22 protein-coding genes are annotated in these 23,281 nt (G+C 39.3%); 13 read left to right on the plus strand and 9 right to left on the minus strand.

Translation table 11 applies throughout. The features are described from left to right. Window positions 1–10 precede the first annotated feature (10 nt). The gene (locus tag FDK13_RS00710) at window positions 11–1,090 is read right to left on the minus strand and encodes a hypothetical protein (protein ID WP_137338059.1); all 1,080 of its coding nucleotides are present in this window, start codon (window positions 1,088–1,090) and stop codon (window positions 11–13) included. A gap of 161 nt (window positions 1,091–1,251) precedes the next feature. Then, window positions 1,252–1,857 (minus strand): Crp/Fnr family transcriptional regulator, encoded by a 606-nt coding sequence (locus tag FDK13_RS00715; protein WP_137338060.1) that lies wholly within the window; start codon window positions 1,855–1,857, stop codon window positions 1,252–1,254. A gap of 300 nt (window positions 1,858–2,157) precedes the next feature. Here FDK13_RS00715 and FDK13_RS00720 point away from each other — a divergent pair, with 300 nt between their 5' ends. The 4 genes from FDK13_RS00720 to FDK13_RS00735 all read left to right on the plus strand — a co-directional run bounded on the left by FDK13_RS00720 (window position 2,158) and on the right by FDK13_RS00735 (window position 6,711). Then, a complete protein-coding gene (locus tag FDK13_RS00720) occupies window positions 2,158–3,861 on the plus strand; it encodes a S41 family peptidase (protein WP_137338061.1) in 1,704 nt (567 codons plus the stop codon). A 52-nt stretch (window positions 3,862–3,913) separates the two neighbouring features. Beyond that, the gene (locus tag FDK13_RS00725; RefSeq protein ID WP_137338062.1) at window positions 3,914–4,666 is read left to right on the plus strand and encodes an SDR family NAD(P)-dependent oxidoreductase; all 753 of its coding nucleotides are present in this window, start codon (window positions 3,914–3,916) and stop codon (window positions 4,664–4,666) included. Window positions 4,667–4,778: 112 nt separating this feature from the next. Beyond that, window positions 4,779–5,450 carry a FadR/GntR family transcriptional regulator gene (locus tag FDK13_RS00730; RefSeq protein WP_137338063.1) on the plus strand — a complete coding sequence of 224 codons (672 nt, stop codon included), beginning with the start codon at window positions 4,779–4,781 and terminating at the stop codon, window positions 5,448–5,450. Window positions 5,451–5,475: 25 nt separating this feature from the next. After that, on the plus strand, window positions 5,476–6,711 hold the full coding sequence (locus tag FDK13_RS00735) for an MFS transporter (RefSeq protein WP_137338064.1): 1,236 nt from the start codon (window positions 5,476–5,478) through the stop codon (window positions 6,709–6,711). A 78-nt stretch (window positions 6,712–6,789) separates the two neighbouring features. On the opposite strand, the gene FDK13_RS00740 is transcribed toward FDK13_RS00735, so the two are convergent. From FDK13_RS00740 to FDK13_RS00760, 5 genes are all read right to left on the minus strand, one after another. Further along, a complete protein-coding gene (locus FDK13_RS00740; RefSeq protein ID WP_137338065.1) occupies window positions 6,790–7,209 on the minus strand; it encodes a type II toxin-antitoxin system VapC family toxin in 420 nt (139 codons plus the stop codon). Further along, entirely contained in the window at window positions 7,199–7,444 is a 246-nt protein-coding gene (locus FDK13_RS00745; RefSeq protein WP_137338066.1) for a DUF6364 family protein, read from the minus strand. Before FDK13_RS00745 ends, FDK13_RS00740 begins: the two co-directional genes overlap by 11 nt. A gap of 112 nt (window positions 7,445–7,556) precedes the next feature. Continuing rightward, complete coding sequence (locus tag FDK13_RS00750; protein WP_137338067.1) at window positions 7,557–8,222, minus strand: peptidoglycan DD-metalloendopeptidase family protein; 666 nt, start codon at window positions 8,220–8,222, stop codon at window positions 7,557–7,559. 82 nt (window positions 8,223–8,304) lie between these two features. After that, the gene (locus FDK13_RS00755) at window positions 8,305–10,875 is read right to left on the minus strand and encodes a zinc-dependent metalloprotease (RefSeq protein WP_137338068.1); all 2,571 of its coding nucleotides are present in this window, start codon (window positions 10,873–10,875) and stop codon (window positions 8,305–8,307) included. Window positions 10,876–11,015: 140 nt separating this feature from the next. Then, entirely contained in the window at window positions 11,016–11,951 is a 936-nt protein-coding gene (locus FDK13_RS00760; protein ID WP_137338069.1) for a Ppx/GppA phosphatase family protein, read from the minus strand. Window positions 11,952–12,108: 157 nt separating this feature from the next. On the opposite strand from FDK13_RS00760, the gene rpsU reads away from it, so the two are divergent. The 6 genes from rpsU (at window position 12,109) to FDK13_RS00790 (ending at window position 17,979) form a co-directional block, all read left to right on the plus strand. Further along, window positions 12,109–12,303 (plus strand): 30S ribosomal protein S21, encoded by a 195-nt coding sequence (gene rpsU, locus FDK13_RS00765; protein WP_090336895.1) that lies wholly within the window; start codon window positions 12,109–12,111, stop codon window positions 12,301–12,303. A 115-nt stretch (window positions 12,304–12,418) separates the two neighbouring features. Continuing rightward, window positions 12,419–13,291 (plus strand): tyrosine-type recombinase/integrase, encoded by an 873-nt coding sequence (locus tag FDK13_RS00770; RefSeq protein ID WP_137338070.1) that lies wholly within the window; start codon window positions 12,419–12,421, stop codon window positions 13,289–13,291. A gap of 66 nt (window positions 13,292–13,357) precedes the next feature. Then, a complete protein-coding gene (locus tag FDK13_RS00775) occupies window positions 13,358–15,943 on the plus strand; it encodes a phosphoenolpyruvate carboxylase (protein WP_137338071.1) in 2,586 nt (861 codons plus the stop codon). Between the two features lie 293 nt (window positions 15,944–16,236). Then, window positions 16,237–16,671, plus strand: a complete 435-nt coding sequence (locus tag FDK13_RS00780) for a MarR family winged helix-turn-helix transcriptional regulator (RefSeq protein WP_137338072.1) — start codon at window positions 16,237–16,239, stop codon at window positions 16,669–16,671. Window positions 16,672–16,833: 162 nt separating this feature from the next. Beyond that, window positions 16,834–17,568: an SIMPL domain-containing protein gene (locus FDK13_RS00785; RefSeq protein WP_137338073.1), complete on the plus strand. Its 735-nt coding sequence runs from the start codon at window positions 16,834–16,836 to the stop codon at window positions 17,566–17,568. 78 nt (window positions 17,569–17,646) lie between these two features. Continuing rightward, window positions 17,647–17,979, plus strand: coding sequence for a YtxH domain-containing protein (locus FDK13_RS00790; RefSeq protein ID WP_137338074.1), 333 nt, complete (start codon window positions 17,647–17,649; stop codon window positions 17,977–17,979). A 46-nt stretch (window positions 17,980–18,025) separates the two neighbouring features. On the opposite strand, the gene nudK is transcribed toward FDK13_RS00790, so the two are convergent. After that, complete coding sequence (nudK, locus tag FDK13_RS00795; protein WP_137338075.1) at window positions 18,026–18,604, minus strand: GDP-mannose pyrophosphatase NudK; 579 nt, start codon at window positions 18,602–18,604, stop codon at window positions 18,026–18,028. Window positions 18,605–18,662: 58 nt separating this feature from the next. On the opposite strand from nudK, the gene FDK13_RS00800 reads away from it, so the two are divergent. Beyond that, the gene (locus tag FDK13_RS00800; protein WP_137338076.1) at window positions 18,663–19,448 is read left to right on the plus strand and encodes a DeoR/GlpR family DNA-binding transcription regulator; all 786 of its coding nucleotides are present in this window, start codon (window positions 18,663–18,665) and stop codon (window positions 19,446–19,448) included. 19 nt (window positions 19,449–19,467) lie between these two features. After that, window positions 19,468–19,971: a cupin domain-containing protein gene (locus FDK13_RS00805; RefSeq protein ID WP_170982685.1), complete on the plus strand. Its 504-nt coding sequence runs from the start codon at window positions 19,468–19,470 to the stop codon at window positions 19,969–19,971. Window positions 19,972–19,986: 15 nt separating this feature from the next. Here FDK13_RS00805 and ggt read toward each other — a convergent pair whose 3' ends face one another. Further along, complete coding sequence (ggt, locus tag FDK13_RS00810) at window positions 19,987–21,753, minus strand: gamma-glutamyltransferase (protein WP_137338078.1); 1,767 nt, start codon at window positions 21,751–21,753, stop codon at window positions 19,987–19,989. Between the two features lie 234 nt (window positions 21,754–21,987). On the opposite strand from ggt, the gene FDK13_RS00815 reads away from it, so the two are divergent. Beyond that, window positions 21,988–23,229 (plus strand): ABC transporter permease, encoded by a 1,242-nt coding sequence (locus FDK13_RS00815; protein ID WP_137338079.1) that lies wholly within the window; start codon window positions 21,988–21,990, stop codon window positions 23,227–23,229. Window positions 23,230–23,281 lie beyond the last annotated feature (52 nt).

Consider the following 23,281-nt stretch of genomic DNA (forward strand, 5'->3'; position numbering starts at 1 on the left):
TTATTTTTACTTAAAATTTTCTTTTGAAGTTCATATAGCTAATTTGGTATAGTTGTGTCAATGGGTCGGTAAATTGAACAGTTGCTTTCCCTAGATCATTATCCCAAGAGCCGTGATTAATAGTATAAGAAAAATTAGGCCCTCCATTTGTTGAAGGTATACCAATGGTAGAAGTGGAAGATGAACCTCCATCTCTTTCCCACCAGTTTTCTATCATAAAGTTGCCAAAAGTGGTTTTATTCCAATTCCCAAGTGAATGGTTGAAATCATACCAAGCATTATTTCTAAAATGTTTTCTTTTTGTTTTATCGAATTTACGTACTGAGACTTCTGTTCCTGTGGCACTAACTACAATTACCTTTAGCTCGAGCTTTCCAGATGTCCAATGCTCGACCGCATTTAAATTAGTTATTTGAATTAAACCAGCATATTCTGCACCCCCGTCTAATCTGCCATTGTTATAAAGTTCCACATTCTCATCTGTACCAACTACATAAACATCATTTTCCCAAGCAAATTCCTCGTCTACGACTTGCACCCAAGTCCAGGTTCCATTTATATTGGCTCTATAAGCATCGACCCCTTCCGGTGCAGAGCTAATACGTTGTGAACTTTGTTCATCTGAAAGAGATTCAATCGGTTGAATTACACCAAGTGGTTCGGACATAATGACGTCAGCGGAACGTGCTTCGGGATGATCTACTCTTCCATCTTCAATTGTTTCAGCCCTTGGGTAAAATACCAGCGGTTCATTATTGTTTACCAATGGTTTTATCAATCCAACAAGCTGTTCAAGTAGAACCATAGATTTTTTATACTTATCAATTTCTCGATGTGAGGCTATGATGTCTGTGATATAAACATTGTAATCTCCATGCTTCTGCTTTAGACATTCCACCAGAATGTACTGTCTAAACTGGTCTTCTTTTGCAAGGTTAAGAATCTCAACCATAACTTTCTCCTGAAGCTTACGTAGTGGAGTATGTTCATTAATAGACTCCAGACGATTGTTGACAAGAGGAGTTTGACATTTGGTAAGTAAACCAACGATTAAAAAAACCGCAATGGTTAATTGAAAACATTTTTTCATAATTTTGTCTTGGTTTAATTGTGGAAACAGTTGGACTTCTGCAAAGTCACCTGCTGCCCGTGGGGACCAACCGAAGGGTGAAGGTGGCTTTGCTTCTTGTAAACGTAAAACTTAAAAAGTGGCCTGTCAATAGCCAACCAACTTTCTCAACATAGGTTGATTCATGTACCTACATTAATTTTTGCTACGTTTTTGTAAGCCTTAAAGGCAAATTCTCTTCGAATACGAGAAAGGTGGGTAGGTGTAATGCCCAGATAACTGGCGATGTGCTGCATCTTAACTCGATTGGCGATATGCCGGTGTGTTTCTATAAAATCTTCATAACGTTTATAAGCTGTCTGCATCTGAGAACCATACATGCGTTTTTCTGATATATGCAGATAACTCTGAATAAGATGAAAGGCAGGTTCATAAAGCTCAGGAAATTCAGCCATTAAGGTTCGGTAATCTTCTCTGGTTATTTGATAAAGTATCACTGGAGTACAGGTTTCAATATATTCAAGTGACGGATTACCACTAAAAAAGCTTTCTGTCGAAAAAATCGGGTTTCCCTCGGCAGCAAACCAATTTGTCCATTGCATTTCCAGCGACTGATAATAGCAACGAACAACGCCTTCTTTTATAAAATATAAATTTTGCTGGTGTTGACCGGGAGATAGAATCGTTTCATATTCTGCTAACTTTTTGACGGTAATTTTGGAAAGAAGTGCTTTACTGGCTGATGGACTAGCAAAATTTTGCAGGTCGTAGTTGAAAAGTTTTAACATCTCGGTATGAGTAGTAAGTGTGGGAACTTTTAATTAGAAGACTTTCATATCGTTGCGTAAAAGTATTTAATTAAAAATGACAAACAGTTACTACAAGTCACCTTTTTTAATCAAATATTGACTATCTCAAATTTATTTTTATTGCTTAAAACCGCTAACAAGATTAGTCTCGAAATCATAGAAAACTGCTTTGCCATTATATTTAAAACCAGCACAAGGATTTATCCCTGCCATTCGTTAATTGCATGTTTATTAACCCAAATAAAATTTTAACTTTACTCATTAAAAAGTAATTTATAAATGAGCCAGGAAAATCCGGAAAAGCCCGTCAGCAATTCAAAATCTGTCATCCGTTTACCCATTATTATCAGCATTACGCTGGCTGCCGGTATGTTGCTGGGCAGTACCTTTTTTAGCGGTGGCAAAAAGCTTACCGACGTGGCAAAAGGCTATGCGAAATTCCGGGAAGTTTTGCTTTTGGTAGAAAATAATTACGTCGATTCCGTCAATACAGAAGAGCTTGTTGATTATTCTATTTCCAAAATGCTGGAAAAACTGGATCCGCATACGGCTTATTTCAACACAGAAGAAGCAACCGCAGCACGTTCTCAGCTGGATTCCGGCTTTGATGGTATTGGTGTAGAATTTAACATCTATAACGATACCGTTTATGTAGTGACGCCGTTAAGCGGCGGTCCGTCCGAAACGGTTGGAATTCAAAGTGGTGACCGGATTCTTAAAGTAAATAAAGAAGTACTTTCTGCGCCTGGTGTTACCAACGGGCAAGTTTACAAGTTACTGCGTGGTAAACGTGGAACGAAAGTTACGCTGACAATTGAACGACTTGGTTTAAAAGATAAATTGAATTTTGAAGTAGTACGAGACCGGATCCCTACGTATTCAGTAGATGCTGCGTACATGGTTGATAAGGAAATTGGCTATATCAAAGTGACCCGTTTCTCAGAAACCACTTTCGATGAATTTAAATCCGCATTGAGTACGCTTAAAGCCAATGGCTTGAAAAAACTTGTCTTAGATCTTCGCGGAAATCCGGGAGGTTATATGGAGCGGGCGACCAGTATTGCTGATGAATTTATTTCAGGCGATAAATTACTTGTTTATACCGAAGGAAAAGATAGCCGTTTCGACCGGAAAACACGCTCACATGTGGAAGGTGGTTTTGAGCAAGGAGCGTTAGTGGTTTTGGTGGATGAAGGAAGTGCTTCTGCTTCTGAAATTTTGGCTGGCGCGTTGCAGGATCATGACCGTGCGCTGGTTGTTGGGCGCCGTTCTTATGGAAAAGGATTGGTTCAAATGCCGATCAAACTTTCCGACGGTGCAGAATTACGTTTGACCATTTCAAGATATTATACACCAAGTGGCCGCAGTATTCAGAAACCATATGAGATGGGAAAAGGTGAAGATTATAACCAGGATCTGACCCACAGATATGATAGCGGCGAGTTTTTTAATGTTGATAGTATCAAATTTGATAAAACAAAAGCATATAAAACGGATGGTGGAAGAACCGTTTATGGCGGTGGCGGAATTATGCCGGATGTTTTTGTTCCGCGTGATACGCTGATGAACAGCAAATATTTATTTGAGCTTTATGCCAAAAATATTATCCGTGAATATGCACTGCGTTATGCCAATGAAAATCAGAAAAAACTGGAAAAGCAGACTTTCCCGGAATACTTAAAAACTTTCCAGATTTCTGACGCTATGATTTCTGAGCTGGTAAAAGATGCAGCAAAATCAGGAATCAAATTAAATGAAAAAGAATTGAACCGTTCAAAACCAGTAATTCAATCCCAAACCAAGGCAATTATTGGGCGTTATGTTTGGGGGCGAAAACAAAAAAGCGGCTTGAATAATGAGGTCTATGAAGTGTTGAATCCGATGGATAATGTTTATCAGAATGCTCTGAAACAGTTTGGCAAGGCTTTAGAGCTGGAACGTGGCAATTTCAGTAGTTTGAATACAAAAAAAATCGATAAATAATAAAATGTCAGCTGGAAATTTCCGGCTGACAAGTACAAAAATAATTTTAATAATGTCCCGAATTGCATTAATTACCGGAGCTACTTCCGGAATAGGAAAGGCTACAGCAGAAGCGTTTGCCGGAGCAGGTATTAACCTGATACTTTGTGGCCGTCGCCAGGAAAAACTGGAAAGTGTGGTTGCTGAATTAGCTCAAAAAGTAAAAGTTACAACCTTACTTTTCGACGTAAGAGATAAAAAAGCGGTATTTGATGCGATTACGTCATTGCCGGAAGAATGGAAAAATATTGATATTCTGATTAATAATGCAGGAAATGCGCATGGACTTGGTTCCCTGGATGAAGGTGATACTGATGATTGGGATGCAATGATTGATGGAAATGTAAAGGGATTGCTTTATGTTTCAAAAGCAATTATTCCAACGCTGATAGCAAACAAAAAAGGCCATATTGTAAATATCAGTTCTGTTGCCGGAAAGCAAACTTATATCAACGGAGCCGTATATTGCGCATCAAAAGCAGCGGTAGAAGTTTTAAGCGAAGGGATGCGTCTGGAATTGACACAGCACGGTATAAAAGTGACAAACGTAGCACCTGGTGCGGTTGAAACAGAGTTTTCTCTGGTTCGATTTAAAGGAGATGAAGAACGTGCTGAAAAGGTTTATCAGGGTTTTGATCCTTTGCAGGCGAGTGATATTGCAGATATGATATTATACGCAGTAAATGCGCCGGCGCGGGTAATGATAGCGGATGTGACTATTCTTGCAGGTGCGCAATCGGCGGCTACTACGATATATAGAAAATAATAAATTCAGGATTTAAGTTAGAATTGCTGTCATGCCAAAATTTTATTTGGTATGACAGCAATTCTTTTTTTGTAAAAATAAAATTCTTCGTACTTTTGAAACATCAGATGATATGATGAATAAAGAAAACATAATAAAGCGATTAAGTCTGGCCGATGATGTGGCCGGCAGATTGCAGCAAAAGATCCAGGATGGGGATTTTGCCATAGGAGAGAAACTGCCCACCGAACCCGAGTTGATGACAGTTTTCGGTGTTGGAAGATCGACAATCCGGGAAGCCATCAGAAATCTATCGAATGCAGGGTTGGTTCGGGTGCAGCAAGGTCTGGGCACTTTTGTCGAACAAAAACAAGTTGGCTCCGAGTCGATGACGGACCGGTTTTTAAGAGCAAAAGGTCTGGAATTGAATGAAATTCGTCAACTATTCGAACTAAAAGTAGCAGAAAAAGCGGCCCTTAACCGAACGGATGAGGATATTTTACAAATGAAAAAATATCTGGAAGAACGCAGGAAAATGGCTTTGGCCAACATTCCGGATGCCTGTATCCAGGCTGATATTAACTTCCACTTATGCATCGCGACGGCATCTCAAAGTGAGATTTTACTGGATTTGTATAAAACAGTAGCTCGCAATATGAAGGAGTATTTTTCAGAATTATACATTGATACAGAGAGTTTTATAAACACTCAGGAATTTCACGAGTCACTGTTGCAAAGTATTATAGATCAAAATCCACAAAAGGCATGGGAATGGGCCGCAAGAATAACCGGCCAACCTGTTTAGTATCCGTTTTTTAAGAATAATAGTTATGAAAACCATCGAAGAAAATCCTTCAGAATCTTTTCAAACCCCTGTTGTAACCGCAGAACAGGCTGTATTTCCAATTTTATTGGCATTAAGTTTTTCCCATCTCTTAAACGATACATTGCAATCACTGATTCCATCGATTTATCCGATGGTTAAAGATTCGTTTAAACTAAGTTTTTCCCAAATTGGATTAATCACATTTACATTTCAATTAAGCGCATCCGTTTTTCAGCCGCTGGTTGGGTTATATACAGATAAAAAGCCAATGCCTTATGCACTTGCCGTGGGGATGTGTTTTACCATGCTTGGGCTGGTTTCGTTATCCATGGCGCCTAGTTTTGAAATTATTCTCCTTTCGGTAGGATTGATCGGAATAGGTTCCGCAGTTTTCCATCCGGAGGCATCGCGTATTGCGCGTATGGCATCTGGCGGGCGGCATGGTATGGCGCAATCCCTTTTTCAGGTTGGAGGCAATGCAGGAAGTTCATTGGGGCCGTTACTGGCTGCTTTGATCATATTGCCGTATGGCCGTCACCAGATTATCTGGTTTTCGCTGGTCGCTTTGGTCGCCATTATTATTTTGTCGAAAGTGGGTGGGTGGTATAAAAAGAACATGCATTTGAATCGTAAGAAGTCTGGCGCGGCAACGGGAAATGAACCAGCACTAAATCTTTCAAAAGGCAAAGTAGCTTTTTCAATCGGTGTTTTATTAATGCTGATTTTTTCAAAATATATATACATGGCCAGTTTGACGAGCTATTATACTTTTTACCTGATCAATAAATTTGGTATTTCGGTACAAAGTTCTCAAATCCATTTATTCATATTCTTGTTTTCAGTAGCAGCCGGAACATTTATAGGTGGACCAGTTGGTGATAAAATTGGCAGGAAATATGTGATCTGGATTTCAATTCTGGGTGTGGCACCATTCGCTTTGTTATTACCATATTGCAATCTCTTCTGGACAGGAGCCTTAACCGTGATAATCGGTTTGGTGTTATCATCAGCATTTTCAGCAATTCTGGTTTATGCGCAAGAATTAATTCCCGGAAAAGTTGGAATGGTAGCTGGTTTATTTTTTGGATTTGCTTTTGGAATCGCAGGAATTGGATCCGCGCTTTTAGGAAGACTGGCAGATAGTACGAGTATTGAATACGTATTCTATGTCTGCTCTTTCTTGCCGCTAATTGGATTATTGACGGGATTCCTGCCCAATCTGGAACGGAAGAAAGTTTAGTTTAAACGCAGAGTCAGGGAGTTTAAAAAAGGAGTTTCGGTGAGATTTATTATTCTCTGCGAAACTCCTTTTTGAGTTTTATTCGAGAAGGGTTAAAAATTCTTTGAGGTTATAAACGGGAAGTGAGGCGATGGCAGATTTTTGAAGGATTTTATCTCTGCTAATAAAAAAATCAATTTTGTGGTGGATTGCGGTATAATATTGCAATGCATCTTCAATATTCTCAATTTTTGAGTGTAGGGCTGTCAAGGTAATTTCATGTGTGCAATCAATAACGGTAATGTCAGCTAATAAAGTCAGAAGTAATTCTTTTGTTTTAGTAATTCCATAAGCTTTCGTTACCCAATAAGCGACAATATGTATGATGGCGGGCGTGACAAAGGCGCGTATCTTTTTGTCGATAATTAGTTGAATTAGCTTTTTTGCATCGTTGTAATCATCTCGTTTTAACAATAAATCCAGCAAAATATTGGCATCAAGAAAAATTTTAGAAGCCATATTTTCCGCCTTGCTCTTCGTAGAATTTTTTCTTTAAATCTGTATCCTTATTGAATGACGGAGAATCTAATTTCTCTACCATATCAATAATACTTTCTTTTTTAGGAGATGGCTGGGTGATATTTTTGAAATAATCTTCCACCATTTGAGAAATACTGATTTGCTTTGAGGCAGCATATTCCTTGACATGAAGAAGCAGTGAGTCCTCAATTGTCAGATTCAGTCTTGTTTTCATAGCATAAATATACGTATTAAATATTTCAATACGCATTGTTTCAAGGTAGGTTGAAAATAGATAAAATCTCTGCGGAACTCCTTTTTAACTCCTTTACCTCTGTGTTTAACCTTTAAATTCGCAAGATCAGATTAGGGTCGGGGCAAATTCTTAAAAAATACTTCCGTTTTTCTATACTACTCACACCTGGAAAATCTCCTTTGTAATCACCAATCTCACTAATAACCTGAAAATGAAGATGTGGCGGCCAGTCGCCGTTTTCTGGGAAATTGCCAATTGAAGCGATTTTTTCTCCTGCTTTTACAGGTTTTCCTTCATACAAACCATCCAGGGATTCGAGGGAAAGATGCCCATACAAAGTATAAAATTCAATTTCTTCTAATGCATGTTTTAAAATAATCGTAGGGCCATAATCGCCTGGGTTATCATTAAAAGCGAAACTGTGAATAATTCCGTTTAATGGCGCATAAATTGCTTCTCCCGCTTCTGCCCAGATATCAATTCCAAGATGAATACTTCGCGCATTTTCCTGATTGGTGAAATGATCGCGCTGCCGGTAAATCATGCGGTTTTCATCATAGCCTCCTATGCCGATATATTGACTTTTAGATAACATTACATCAAAAACATAATCCGAAAATACTGATGTTTCAGTCAGATTCCGACTTAATAAATCCTGATTTGATTCTGAAAAATCCAGTTTTCGATAAGGTTTTTGACTTGAAATTACCTTTTCAAAATGAGGATGATTTCGAAGTATTTCTGCTAATGGTTTCATTTTATATCAAATTTGAAAAAAATAAAGGCAGGCCAAAATCACGTGTAAACGAGTTTTGATCTGCCTTTTTGTATTTGATTTTTTACTTAGGATCTAAGGCCAGATCAATTCTTTGCAAAACATCTTTCAGATGATATTTGCTCATTTTATCGGTTTCCAATGGGATTGCCTTTTTAATTGAAGCTTTAAGGCTTTCCAAATGTCCGCGGGCGACGGATGGAAGGTCAGTTTTTTCAAGTTCAACAACGCGCGAATTTGAAGCATACAGAGCTCCGGCAGGGATGGACACAACAGTTGCTTTGCCAGGTTTTAATAAATCAATTAATTTCTCAACATATATTTTTTGCACATTTCTACGGTATATATCAATCACCTGGCCAGTTTTCACTTCCGACCAAAGTCCGGAATCTATATCTGTAAACAGGTCGTCGATAGTATAATATTTAGAGGATATGCCTGTTTCCATTAGGCGAACCGCTCTGTCGCCGGCAAGCAAAGAGGTAAGTGCATATTCCTGTAAAGATTTAATGGCTTCAACACCCGACTCAGGTTTTATCTTTTTTAACACATTCTGGTCCAACAGCCAGGTTGGTGTTTTAAATAACTGCGCATTAAGGAAATTAATAGCCTCTTTTTGAGTGGATTTTGGAACGGTGGTGAACCCTTCTTCCTCCATGTCATAAGTAACCGGAGTATCGTAAATTCCACCTATATTTTTAATAACATGCCCCAGATAACGACGATACTGAGCTAGAACATTAGCATATAATTCATCAAGTTCTTTATAACTTTCACCGTCCTCCTTGCTCCATGAGATCAGATTTGGGACAATTCTTTTTAAATTTTTAATCCCATATTCAGAAGCTTTCATCGCATTATCGCTCAAATCTTCTGTTTGGTATCGTGGGTCGTACGGGCTATTTTCTGTTCCAAAATGCAGACTTGGATTCTTGTAAGCTTCTTTTGTCCATTTGTTCAAAATCGCTTTTTCTTCTTTCAAATTGGTATTAGGCAAATAACTATATCCCCATTGGATTGCCCATTTGTCATAGTTCCCGATTTTAGGAAATAGGTTGGTAATCCCGTCTTCCGGTTGGGCTACATAATTGAAACGCGCATAATCCATGATCGATGAAGTATGACCATTTTTTTCGAGCCAGGCTTTGTCTCGTAATTTTTCGACGGGTGTGGCTGAACTTGCGCCCATGTTATGTCTCAAACCCAATGTATGCCCGATTTCATGGGAGGATACGAAGCGTACAAGCTGCGCCATTAGTTCGTCATCAAATGTTTTTTTTCGTGCCGCTGGATCCACCGCAGCACCCTGGATCATATACCAGTTTCTTAGCAAACGCATCACATTATGATACCAGCCAATATGGCTTTCAATGATTTCACCACTTCTTGGATCGTGAACATTTGGTCCGTAGGCGTTTTGAATATCCGCAGCAAAATAACGGATTACTGAAAAACGGGCATCTTCCAGGCTCATTGTCGTATCTTTTTCCGGCCAGTATTCTCCTCGTATCGCATTTTTCCAGCCTGCTTTTTCGAAGGCGACCTGCCAGTCGTCAACACCGGCTTTTAATGCTTTTCTCCATTTTTCAGGTGTTGCAGGATCAATGTAGTAAATAATTGGTTTTTTAGGTTCGATCAGTTCACCATTTTTCTGACGATTTGCATCTTCTGCATTTTTTGGTTCCAAACGCCAGCGAACTGCGAAAATTTCATTATCTGATTTCTGTGATTCTTCCCCAAAAATGGCATACTGATTGGCAAAAAATCCAATACGATTATCAAAGATCCGCTTCCGCATGGGGGTTTTTGGAAGAAGAATTAGTGAAGTGTTCAATTCCAGCGTAACAACACCGGCATCGTATCCTGAAGGGAGATAAGAGCCAACGCTAGGTACAGGTGTAAGCGAAATAGCGGGCGGGACAACCGCAAAAGTTTTGACTGTCCGAATTTCGGTGTTAATAGGGTAGGCGCTCATTTTCTCAATGTATGACGCTTCCTTTTTAAACGCGGCGAGTTTGTGGATTTGTTTTACAATCGGGCTTAGTGAAAATGTCTGGTTATCAGCATTGAAAAAATCAGTAACTTCTATCACCGAGGATTTTTCATTGTCGCCCTTTTTCAATGCTTTAATATCAAAAACACCAATAATCGGATCAGAATTTGAATTTTTTACAGCTTGAAAAATAGGCTTTGTGCTGTCCGGACTAGCCATAACGACTGTCTCCGAGCGAAGTAAAATGTTGTTATCCTGTCCTTTCTCCCAGCGAAGCATTTGTCTTTTTACTTCTTCGCCGCCAAAAATTCCACCGCCAGCTGCTGCTTTCGAATAACGTGTCACCGCCATAATATCTCTGTTCAGCAAAGTATCAGGGATTTCAAAATACCATTTTTCAGCCATTTTATAAACTGAAATCATGCCTTTCTGACTTTTTGCGGAATCGTCGATGAAGTCTTTAAAGTCTTTTGGGGCTTTTTTCTTTTCGTCTTTCAGTTTGTCTTTAACGGCATCGGCTACGGCGTCCACTGCTTTTTCAACTTTTTTATCATCTTCTTTTTTGTCTTTTTTCTTTTGTGCCTGTGCAAAAGTGAAGGTTAACGTTAAGCAAAGGAATAGGAGGAATTTTCTGAATTTCATGCAGTTTGAGAAAGTGTTTTAGGATTGATCTGACAAAAATAGGAATTTGATTGGTATGGCAACGATGCATTCTTTTTGACAAAAAATATTTGCCAAAAAGAAAATCGAAAACCAGTGGTATATAAATGAAATATAACGACTTATAGATTCAATAATTTCGCAAGGACACCTTCTTTTAATGCATGGCTGGAAACCTGGATCTGCGGAATTTTATGACTTTTTAAAACATAATCAACAAGACAAACTGCCACGACAATCATATCTACACGTAAGGCAATCATTCCCGGAATTGCCATTCGTTCGTCGTGGCTTCCCGAAAGAATTAATGCATAGGCTCGGTAAAATTCTTTAAGTGATAAAGGGAAATCTGTCTGATTTTTCGGCGGCCATTCTCGGGTACGAAACTGATAATCCATATCAATTAATGTGTCAAAAGTCCCGGAAGAACCCACAAGTTTTGTTGGTGCATATTGATGAACCGCATTCGCCAGGGGAATTAGATTGTCATCAAAATAATTATATAATCGTTTTTTGTCGCTCTCGGAAATCGGATCATTTTTCATAAATTTTTCCATCAAACGCTGTCCGCCGATTTCAAAACTTTGTTTCCAGAAGATCTGCTTTTCATTACCGATAATAAATTCAACACTTCCGCCGCCAATATCCATGATCAGCGAAGGTTCTTTACCTAATTTTACACCAGTCCGTACGCCGTTATAAATATATTCGGCTTCCTCGTTGCCGTCAATTACGGTGATTGTTATACCGGTTTCCTTTAAAATCGTTTCACAAAAGTCATTTTGGTTGTCAGCATTCCGGATAGCACTGGTTCCAAAAGAAAAAGTATTTTCCTTTGAAACTTTAAAAATATCCAGCTGTTCACGAAAAGTCCGTAGAACTTTCAGTGCACGTTCCGTTGCTTCCTCTGTGATAAGTTTTTTGTTGATTCCACCCAGACCAATCTGCGTTGGCTGGCTTTTATGGAAGAGCGTAGTGATATTTTCACTATTTTTTTCAACAATCAGGAGATGAAATGTATTCGTTCCTAAATCAATAATACCCAATCGGGAGCTCATAGGCGATGGTTAATGGGTTAATCCCTTCATTATAATGGGCAAGTTGCAAAAATAACCTAATTTTTAATGAGTTATTTCTTGATTTTCTGTTTAATAAGTCTTTTCTTTGCAGTCCAATTTCAGAAAACCAGTTCAAAGAACATTATATCTTATAAGCATGCTTATTATTAACATTAAGGACAACGAATCGATCGATCGCGCTTTGAAGCGTTACAAAAAGAAATTTGAAAGAACTGGCACAATGCGTCAGCTTCGTTCTCGTACCGCATTCGAAAAACCATCTGTAAAGCGTCGTTTCGAAGTTTTGCGTGCGGTATACAAAGAAAAAACTTACGGTCACCTGGAAGACTAGTTCTTTTGAATTGTTTTTCTGTTGAAAAGTAGGATGGGAGAATTATATCCCATGCAATAACATTAAGGAAAAGGGTTGTCTTGTATTAGACAACCCTTTTTTGTACGTTAGGGCCATGATAGAGCCCTTTTTGGAATTTTTAGCATTTGAAAAACGATCCAGTGAACATACGGTAACTTCCTACCGCACTGACCTGGATCAGTTTAGAAAATATTTGCTGTTCCAATATGAGGTCGATAAACCTGAAACTGCCACTTCGGTTATGCTGCGCTCCTGGATTGTCAGTTTGATGGAAGAAGGGTTAAATCCAAGTTCTGTTAACCGGAAAATGGCATCTCTCAGGTCTTACTACGGATTTCTACGCCGTCGAAAACATATACTCAAAGATCCTTCAACCATTTTATCTTCTATGAAAACGCGGCGGAAACTTCCGGCCTTCATTGAAGAAAAAGCCATGGAATCACTTTTTGATTCAGAAGGATTTACCGATGATTTTATCGGCCACCGGGATCGGGTGATCCTGGAATTGTTGTATGGAACAGGAATGCGTCTTTCGGAACTGATTGGTCTTGAAATTAATAATCTTGAACTGGAAGCCAGAATTATTCGGGTAACCGGTAAAAGAGGAAAGGAAAGGTTAATTCCGATTTCAAGTTTACTTGTTCAGTTTTTGAAAGATTATCTGACCCTGAGAGCTCCGGAAGAAGCAACAAAGGCTTTAATTTTGACAGATTCCGGAAAGGCAGTATATCCTGTTTTTATTCAACGAATCGTTAAAAAATACCTTTCGGAAGTTACTACTTTGTCACAAAAAAGTCCACACGTTTTACGTCATACTTATGCTACGCATTTGTTGAACCGCGGTGCGGATCTGAATGCAATTAAGGAGTTGCTGGGTCATGCGAATCTTGCAGCTACCCAGATTTATACACATAATTCCATTGAAAAACTTAAAAAAACGCATCAGCAAGCCCATCCAAAGGCCTGATACCGATTTTTTCAGGTATATTTGTTTTGAATTGCCAGTCTCAAAATAAAATTTTGTCACGCCATTATGAATAACAATTTCCAGGACGCAGTTGTTACTAAGTACAATATTTTCAATAGTCTTTTTCTGAGTTTGCCGTATCGGGGAATTTTTCAGACGGGCTCTTTACTTCCTTTGCTGACGCAACATAGCGAGGTAGGTTTTCAAGAGGGAAAGTCTCCCAAGCAAATTATTGAACTTTTCTTTGAGGAGTTACTGGTAACTGCCACACCGAAAGAACGGACAGATCTCCTGTTTGCTTTTATTCAATACATTGAAAGACAGGTGGTTTTGTTTGATTCGGTGGAAGATGCAGCTTTTGACCAGACGCATGAATTGAACGGAAAAGGATCAATAACTTATCTGACGGACCGTCTGGATAATGAGTCTTTAAAGCAAAAACTTTTAAATAAACTGGAAGATTTTAGTGTACGTATCGTGCTAACCGCGCATCCGACACAATTTTATTCGGGGAAAGTTTTGGGGATTATCAATGATCTTGAAGATTCGATCAAGGTTAATGATTTTACGGAAGTTAACCAATTGCTTCTTCAGCTTGGAAAAACAGCTTTTATCAATCACGAAAAACCAACTCCTTTTGATGAAGCGGTGAGTTTGTGCTGGTTTTTGGAAAACGTTTATTACGATGCTATTCCTGCTATTCTTATAAAACTGATTGACGGCCTAGGCATGAGTGCGCACGACTGGCCTTATCCGAATGTTTTCCGTCTGGGCTTCTGGCCGGGTGGTGACCGTGATGGGAATCCTTTTGTAAGCGCAGATACGACGTTGCAGGTAGCAGCTCGTTTACGTGAAACATTGCTTAGAGGTTATTACCGTGATATTCGCAACCTGAAACGCCGGTTGACTTTTAAAGGTGTAGAAGATGCCATTGCACTTGCAGAACGTAAAATGAACAGCACCATCTTCGGCCCAACCGAGGAGGGTTATAAAGATGCGCAGGAATTAATTGATGAACTTTTGCTTGCGCGTGTGGTGCTGGTAGGAAAACATCAGGGACTTTTTGTGGAGCTTCTGGATAATTTTATTCTGAAATTAAATATTTTCGGATTCTTTTTTGCAAGTCTTGATGTACGCCAGGATAGCCGTAAACATGGAAAAGCATGGGAGGATATTCTGAAAAGGCTCGAAAAGAAAATTCCATTATTAAAATATAGTGATTACGAAGATTGGGAAGAAAGCAAAAAGATTGATTTACTGCTTTCTCTTAACATTCCGTTGCGTATTGAAGATTACGAAGATGAGCTGACAAAAGATATTTTGGGTTCAATCAGCGCGATCAAAACAATTCAGGGACTTAATGGTGAACAAGGTGCACACCGTTATGTGATCAGCAATAACACTTCTGCGCTTAATGTGATGCAGGTAGTTGCTTTGGCGAAAAACCTGATTGCGGATGAAAACGGATATTTGGCTCTGGACGTGGTTCCATTGTTTGAAACGGTGGACGATTTAGCGAATGCGCCTGAAATCATGCGTACGCTTTATACCAACGAATATTATAAAAACCATTTGTCGAAACGTGATCAGCACCAGACGATCATGGTAGGATTCTCTGATGGAACGAAGGATGGAGGTTATTTACGAGCCAACTGGTCGATTTATCGTGCTAAGGAAGAATTGACAAAAGTTTCCCGCGAGTATGGGATCAAAGTCACTTTCTTCGACGGTCGTGGAGGTCCTCCGGCGCGTGGCGGTGGAAACAACCATAATTTCTATTCGTCGTTAGGAAAAGATATTGAAGACAAAGAAATCCAGCTGACAGTACAGGGGCAAACGATCAGTTCGAACTACGGAACGGTGACTACGGCCATGTACAATCTGGAAAGACTTTTCACAGCCGGATTGGAAAATCACCTTTTCCGTGGCGATAGAAAAGAAGAAGAATTAAATGCCGAAGACAAGGAGTTGCTGGAAGAAATGGCGGCGGCCGCTTACACCTCTTACCTGGATTTGAAAAACCATCCGATGTTTGTAAAATATCTGGATAAGAAAACACCTTTACGTTTTTACGGTCAAACCAATATTGGAAGTCGCCCTACGAAACGTGGAAATGATGACGAAGGTTTGAAATTTGAGGATTTGCGCGCGATTCCGTTTGTGGGATCATGGGCGCAAATGAAACAAAATGTGCCTGGTTTCTACGGTTTCGGAACAGCGATTCAGGAACTTTCAAAAGACGGTAAAAAGGAAGCAATCAAAGATCTTTATAAAAAATCTTTATTTTTCCGGACATTGATTGAAAACTCAATGCAGTCATTGTCAAAAGCATTTTTTCCTGCGACAAAATATCTTCGGGACGAAGAAGGTTATAGAGAGTTTTGGGACAAAATGTACGCTGAGTTTAAACTGACGCTGGATTTGCTACTTGAAGTTTCTGAACAAAAGGAATTGCTTGACAGTAACAACGTGACCAAGGTTTCTATTAAAGTTCGTGAGCGAATTGTTTTGCCTTTGATCACCATACAACAATATGCACTGCAAATGTTGGCGGAAGATCCGAAAACCTTGCCAGTGGATGTGGAAACTTATAACCAGCTGATTATGCGTGCCATGTTTGGAATTATTAACGCAGCAAGAAATTCAGCATAATTTGATTCAGATCTATCATTAAAACTACCGTTAAATAAGCCAGGCAATTTATTTTGTCCGGCTTATTTTTTTGTGACTATATTAAGATGGTAACTTTTAAGATTTGTGAAAGATTTATTGTACTTATTGCGAGTATGATTTAAAAAACAATAAAATCTTAATCAAATGAGTGGTAAAAGACTTAATTGTTTAAAATTTTTTCAATATTTACATTATAATTATTAGTAGACGAATAGTTAGGTAATTACTACTGCATTTTAATAATTCCTATTGAACATCTTAACGATTTTATAATGACGCACCGCTCCGATCACCGTGCTTATTTCTTCAAGATTGATACCACTATAAAAAAGATCCGTAACGCTCTACAAAAACAATTGATTGATGCAGGTTTTGACCTCACTGTTGATCAGTGGGTTTTGATTGACCATATATACCGTGAACAGGGAATCAGCCAGAATGGATTAGCGGAATTAACTTTTAAAGATCCGCCAACTGTAACACGCATAATTGATTTATTAGAGAAAAAAGGATTGGTCGAACGTGGTCTTGCCGTTGGTGACAGAAGAAAATTCAATCTTTTTCTGACTGAAAAAGGGCAGACCATTTATAACGAAGCTTTTCCAATTGTGGCTGAAATACGCAGAAAAGGTTGGGGAGATCTCGACGAGGCAGATTATCAGCATTTTGTGAGGATTATGGACTCGATTTACAGTAATTTTTCCTGACTGGAATTGTTAACAGATGTGAATCTTTTGGTACCGGTTTAAACCTTTGGACCTGTTTTGGCATCCTAATATCGTATTTGCAATAAGAAAGGGGCAAGATCGTTTTCCTCAGACTTTTGCAGATACGATTATTTTTTTTCTAATCATTTCATTTATTAAGCCATGAAAAAGGTCATTCTTTTAAGTTTTTTATTCATGAGTACTGTTGTAATTCCTTCATTTTCGCAAACTACAATTGTTCAGCAACCGCCGCAAAGAAAAATTGAGGTAGCAGGTTTCTCAGAAATGGAAGTCGTTCCGGATGAGCTTTATTTCAATATTTCTTTAAGAGAATATTTTAATGACGAGAAAAATCAGAAGGATAAAGTGATTATCAGTACTTTGGAAAAACAGTTAATTAAAGCGATAGCAGAAGCTGGATTACCAAAAGAAGTACTGTCAATCAGTGGAGTAGGCGGTTATCAGAATTATGTGGATAAAAAGAAAAAACCAGCTACTTTTCTGGAAAGCAAACAATATGAATTGAAAATAGACCGCGCGGACAAACTGGATGCGATTCTTTCAAAAGTCGAAAGTCGTGGTATTCAATATGCGAATATTGCCCGCGTAGATCATTCCAAGAAAGAAGAATTCAAAAAACAGGTGAAAATCAATGCTTTAAAAGATGCCAAGAATAAAGCAACCTATTTGCTCGAAGCGGTTGATCAAAAACTGGGACCGGTTTTGGAAATCAGAGAAGTGGAGGACAACATTAATTATCCACAGCCTATGTTTGCAAAATCCAATATGCGGATGATGGCGGCGTCGGAATCTGCGGATGCGGTTCAGGACAGCGATGTGCAATACCAGAAAATAAAAATCAGCTACCGTATGCAGGCTGCTTTTGAAATCAAGTGAGCTGGAACAATATTTTAATACAAACAACTTGTTTTAAATATTTGTATATTCATCTTGTCAAACGAACCACATAAAACAATGAGCATCAACGCAAAACATCTCGCAACATTTATTCTTGGCGCAGCCGCCGGAGTAGCTGCACATAAATATTTACAGACAGAAGAAGGTGAAAAACTTCTGGAAGATTTGAAAACCAAAGCCAGTGATTTGAAAGCAGAAGCCGAAGGCGCTGTGGATAAAGCACCGGAATATTTTCAGGAACTTAAAACAAAGGGATCAGAAGCGATCAAGTCTAACTTTCCGGATGCGGAAAAGTTTCTGAAAGATTTGATTGATAAATTCACAACTGCAAAAACAACTGCTGAAAACGAAGGAGATGTAACGGTAACACCTTCAACGGCTCAGTTATAGAAATAAATTGATGGCCTGAGAGAAATTTTTCTCTCAGGCCATCAATTTATACAAGATTATGAATCTGTGCATATTGCAGTAACATGATCGTTTTCCCATCTTTAATTTCGCCTGAATTAATCATTTCCAAGGCTTGTACAAAGGTGATTTCCATTACTTCGATATTCTCCTGCTCTGTTTCACAGCCACCGCCATCACCTACTTTCATTTCTGCCGAATATTCTGCGACGAAGAAATAAAGTATTTCCGTTACCGATCCAGGCGACATATAAGCTTCAAAAATTTTCTTTACTGATTTGATTTTGTAGCCGGTTTCTTCCTCAGTTTCCCGTTTAATACAGTCTTCTGCATTATCTTTATCGAGCAATCCGGCGCAAGCCTCGATTAGCATGCCGGTCGTGTTGCCATTGGTGTAAGTTGGTAAACGAAATTGTCTGGTAAGAATAACGGTTTGTTTTTCCTTATTGTAAAGTAAAATAGTAGCCCCGTTTCCACGATCATAAGCTTCGCGGGATTGACGTTCCCAACGGCCGTCCGAAAGCTGATAGTCAAAGGTGAATTTTCTTAATGTGTACCAATTGTCGGATAGAATTTCTTCGGAAACCAGACTTACTTTATCATTCATGACTAATTGATCGCTTTTGATTAAAAATGATTATATTTGAACAAATGTACAATTTCTTATGAACTTTCAAAAAAGAAAGAATATTATTTTAAACATTCTGGATGCTCGTGGTGAGGTGACAGTGAAGGAATTAGCAGACGAGCTGGTCATTTCAGAAATTACGATACGGCGCGATTTAACGATTTTGACAGCAGATGGTCTGGTTTTCAGGACGCATGGGGGAATTATGAAAGTGGAATTAACCAAAACTCCTTTTCATTTTGCCAATAAAGTTGCTATCAATGTTGAAGAAAAGGATAATATCTGCCGGTTGGCTGCTAAGGAAATTCAGGAAAATGATATCATTTTTATGGATTGCGGCAGTACCGTTTTCCGGTTATGCCAGTTTATCAAAAACAAAAAAATTCATGTGATCACGAATTCGCTGCCTGTGGTTTATGAATTGATGAATTCGTCGGTTAAAATAAATTTGATTGGAGGAGAAATTGATCCGGAGCGACAAGCGGTTCATGGGCGCATTGCAGAGGAACATATTGGACGATATAAAGCAGACCGGGCTTTTATTGGTGTGGATGGGATTTCAGTGGAAAATGGCCTGAGTGCGTTCAGTGAAATTGAAGCGGGGATCACCCTGGCGATGTTTGCCAACTCAAAAATTTCCTATCTTTTGTGCGACACTTCGAAAGTTGGTCAGGATAAATACTTTCAGTTTTCTCCGTTAAGTGCTTTGGATGTGATGATTACCAATAAAAAAACGGACGAGACGGAGAAAATTAAAAAGGCCGGGATTAAGGTTATTGCTTTTGATCAGATTGAAAAGCTAAAAAACGCGACAAACCAGTAAATTAAAAGTCAGAAAGATTATGAAAAAAGCCAGTTATTGGATTGAAAAATATAACCTTCTGGATCATCCCGAAGGCGGTTATTATGCAGAAACCTATCGCTCGTTCGATAGCATTCCGCAAAATGCTTTACCGGCAGGTTTTACCGGTAACAGGTCGTTTTCGACAGGAATTTACTTTCTTTTAGAAAAACATAATTTCTCAGCATTTCATAAGATTAAGTCCGACGAAATGTGGCATTTTTATCAGGGAGAAGCGCTGGAAATATTTGTTATTTATCCAGTTTCCGGGAAGCTGGATGTGATCAAACTGGGTGATAATCCGGATAAAGGAGAAACTTTTCAGGCAGTAGTTCCGGCAAATACCTGGTTTGCTTCGCGTCCCGCATCGGGGAGTAAGTATGCCTTGGTTGGCTGCACAGTGGCTCCAGGTTTTGATTTTGAAGATTTTGAAATGGCTGAACGGGAAACATTACGGGCCAGTTTCCCCCAACATGCAAAGCTGATAGAAGAACTGACCCGTTAAGTTTTTTTCTACGAACTAATATCCAACGCTCGTATCGTCGCCTCGCGGATCAGAACCGCCTTCGAGCGAGCCGTCAGGTAGCACGAGAATACAATCCATCCGGCCGATGGAATTGCGCTGTTGCTCAATGATATAACTTCTGCTTTGTAGTTTTTTAATCGTGTTTTCGGAGAAAGCGCCGGCTTCAAAAACGGTTTTATCCGGAAGCCATTGGTGGTGAAATTTGAAAGCATTTACGGCTTGCTGCATTGTCATACCATGTTCAAGAACGTTCAAAACAGTTTGGTAAACGGACGTGATGATCGTAGAACCGCCAGGCGTACCAACCACCATAAATAACTTTCCATCTTTTTCCACGATCGTTGGCGTCATCGAAGACAACATTCGTTTTCCGGGAGCGATGGCGTTCGCTTTGTTTCCAACCAGTCCGTACATATTTGGCGCACCGGCTTTCACACTGAAATCGTCCATTTCATTATTCATAAAAAATCCTGCGCCTTTCACAATAACACGACTTCCATAACCGCCATTCAAAGTCGTTGTCACGGAAACTGCGTTTCCTTCCTTGTCCACAACTGAAAAATGTGTGGTTTCCGTACTTTCATAACCCGGGAAAACGCCGCCGGTTACGTTTTTGGAATCCGTAGCTTTGTCAAAAGAAAAATCTTTCCAACGCTGCTGTAAGTAATTCTTACTTAATAAAGTTTCCGTAGGGATTTTGACAAAATCAGGGTCGCCAAGGAATTTGGCACGATCAGCATACACGCGTCTTTCTGCTTCAATCATCACCTGCACCGTTGAATCCGAATTCCATCCCCATTTTTTCAAAGGATAAGGTTCTACCATTTTCAATAGTTGAACCAAGGCAATTCCACCACTGGAAGGCGCCGCCATTGTTATTATTTTGTAATTCTTATAGTTGTCCGAAACTGTTTCCCTCCATTTTGCATGATATTCGGAAAGATCTTTTTTGCTGATAATTCCTTCATGATTATACTTCATGTCCTTCGCCAGAAGTCTGGCCACTTTTCCGGAATAAAAACCTTTACGGCCTTTTTTCTGAATACGGGCTAATACTTTCCCCAAATCTTTCTGAACAAGCGTATCTCCGGCAGACCAATCTTTTCCATCCGGACGCTGAAAATATTTAGTTCCGGGATTTAATTTGATGATATCTTTTTTAATTGAATTAAGGCTGCGGGCTTCTCTTTCAGTTTGAACAACACCTTTTACCGCGAGGTCAATTGCAGGCTGCAAAATTTCTTTCCACGAAAGTTTTCCGTATTTAGCATGTGCTTCGACCATACCATCGACTGAGCCGGGAACTCCCGAGGCAAGTCTTCCCAGAATACTAAGCTGAGGAATTACGTTGCCGTCCTTATCCAGATACATATCCCTGAAACTCTTGGCAGGTCCTTTTTCACGATAATCGATACTTGACGTTTTCCCGGTTTTGTCACGAATTACCATAAAACCACCGCCACCAATATTCCCGGCAGAAGGATGCACAACAGCTAATGCAAACTGAACGGCCACCGCAGCGTCAATCGCATTTCCGCCTGCTTTCAAAATATCAACACCAACTCTGGAAGCTTCCGGATGCGCAGATGCTACTACACCGTTTTTTGCATAAACGCCGACACGATCATTATAAAAAGGTTTTTGGTTAGGATCATCGGTAAGGAATTGATAAAAGCCCTGCGATTCTTTTACGGGCTGCTGAGCCGCCAAAAGGCCTGACAATAAGCAAAAAGAGGAAATGAGGATGTAGCGTATAGACATGTTTTGGTGATCAGAGATTGTAAACGTAATTTAGTAAATGTAAGTAAGAGGAATGTCATGATCCGTGATATTTGAAATAATTTCTGAGAATTATAGTATGATTACCACCTTATTAAGCTGCTCAAACGCTGAAAATGCCTTTTATACTAATTTGTTTCTGAGGGCAATTCTTTTCGGTTAACTTTTCGAATTCAATCTTGTATATGAAGATAAAATTTACGCTAACTGGTCCTTATGAAATTTCTACGGCAAATATTTGAAAGTTTTCGGTTTGCCTGGCAGGCATTGCAATCGAATATTACCCGGACTACGCTATCACTTCTTGGCGTAACCGTAGGTATTTTCGCCATTGTTGCCGTTTTTACGATTGTGGATTCTTTGGAAAAAAGTATTCGTGATAGTATGAGTGCAATCGGCGAAAAGGTTTTATATGTTCAAAAATGGCCGTGGGGTTTTGGAGGAGAATATCAGTGGTGGAAATATTTTCAGTGGCCCAGTCCTTCCAATTCTGAATACAAATATCTGTATGATAATCTTGAAAACGCCAGCGCAGTAGCCGTAATGGATTTCAAAGGAAATATTACTTTGAAAAACGGATCCAGCAGTATTGACGCGCTGATTCAGGGTGTTTCTTATGAATACAATGAAATTTCTGATGTCCCATTAGCGACAGGGCGCTATTTTATCCCACTCGAAACTACCAATGCAAGAAATGTAGCGATTATCGGTGCTGATATTGCACAGGCGCTTTTCCCGAATCAGGTTGCCGAAGGAAAGATTTTTAAGCTGAATGGAAATAAATTTACGGTTATTGGGGTCCAGATCAAAAAGGGGGAGAGCCTGGTTGACTTTGGAGGAAATCCGGATAAAAAATGTATTATAACCTATGGTGCCTTTGCAAAACTCTTTCAGTCAGGACGGCCAGATCCTGATATTGTTGTGAAAGCTAAGGAAAGTGATGAAGGGATGAAGGAAGTGGAAGCGGAAGTGATCGGGTTAATGCGTACCAAACGAGGAATTAAGCCGAAAGACGAAAATAACTTTTCCATCAATAAGCCGGAAGCTGCTGCGCAGGCAGTGTCTGGATTATTTTCCGTTTTGTCGCTTGCAGGATGGGTAATCGGCAGTTTCTCAATTTTGGTAGGAGGGTTTGGAATTGCTAATATCATGTTTGTTTCTGTTAAAGAACGCACCAATCTGATTGGTATACAGAAATCACTAGGAGCTAAAAATTATTCTATACTTTTCCAGTTTCTTTTCGAGGCCGTCATGTTGAGTTTGGTCGGGGGATTGGTAGGCATATTTTTAGTATACCTTTTATCCTTTATGCAACTGGGGACGCTGGTTATTATTCTGACGCCGGGAAATATAATACTTGGCTTATCCGTTTCCTGCATTATTGGTGTTTTATCAGGCATTGTTCCTGCGATGCTGGCATCCAGAATGGATCCTGTGATTGCCATCAGAGCGAAATAAGGAGTAGGAAAAATCATTCAGTTTTCCGAAGTTGCTTTAAATATCACACAAA

This window comes from Dyadobacter frigoris (assembly GCF_005280585.1).
GTDB classification, from domain to species: Bacteria; Bacteroidota; Bacteroidia; order Cytophagales; family Spirosomataceae; genus Dyadobacter; species Dyadobacter frigoris.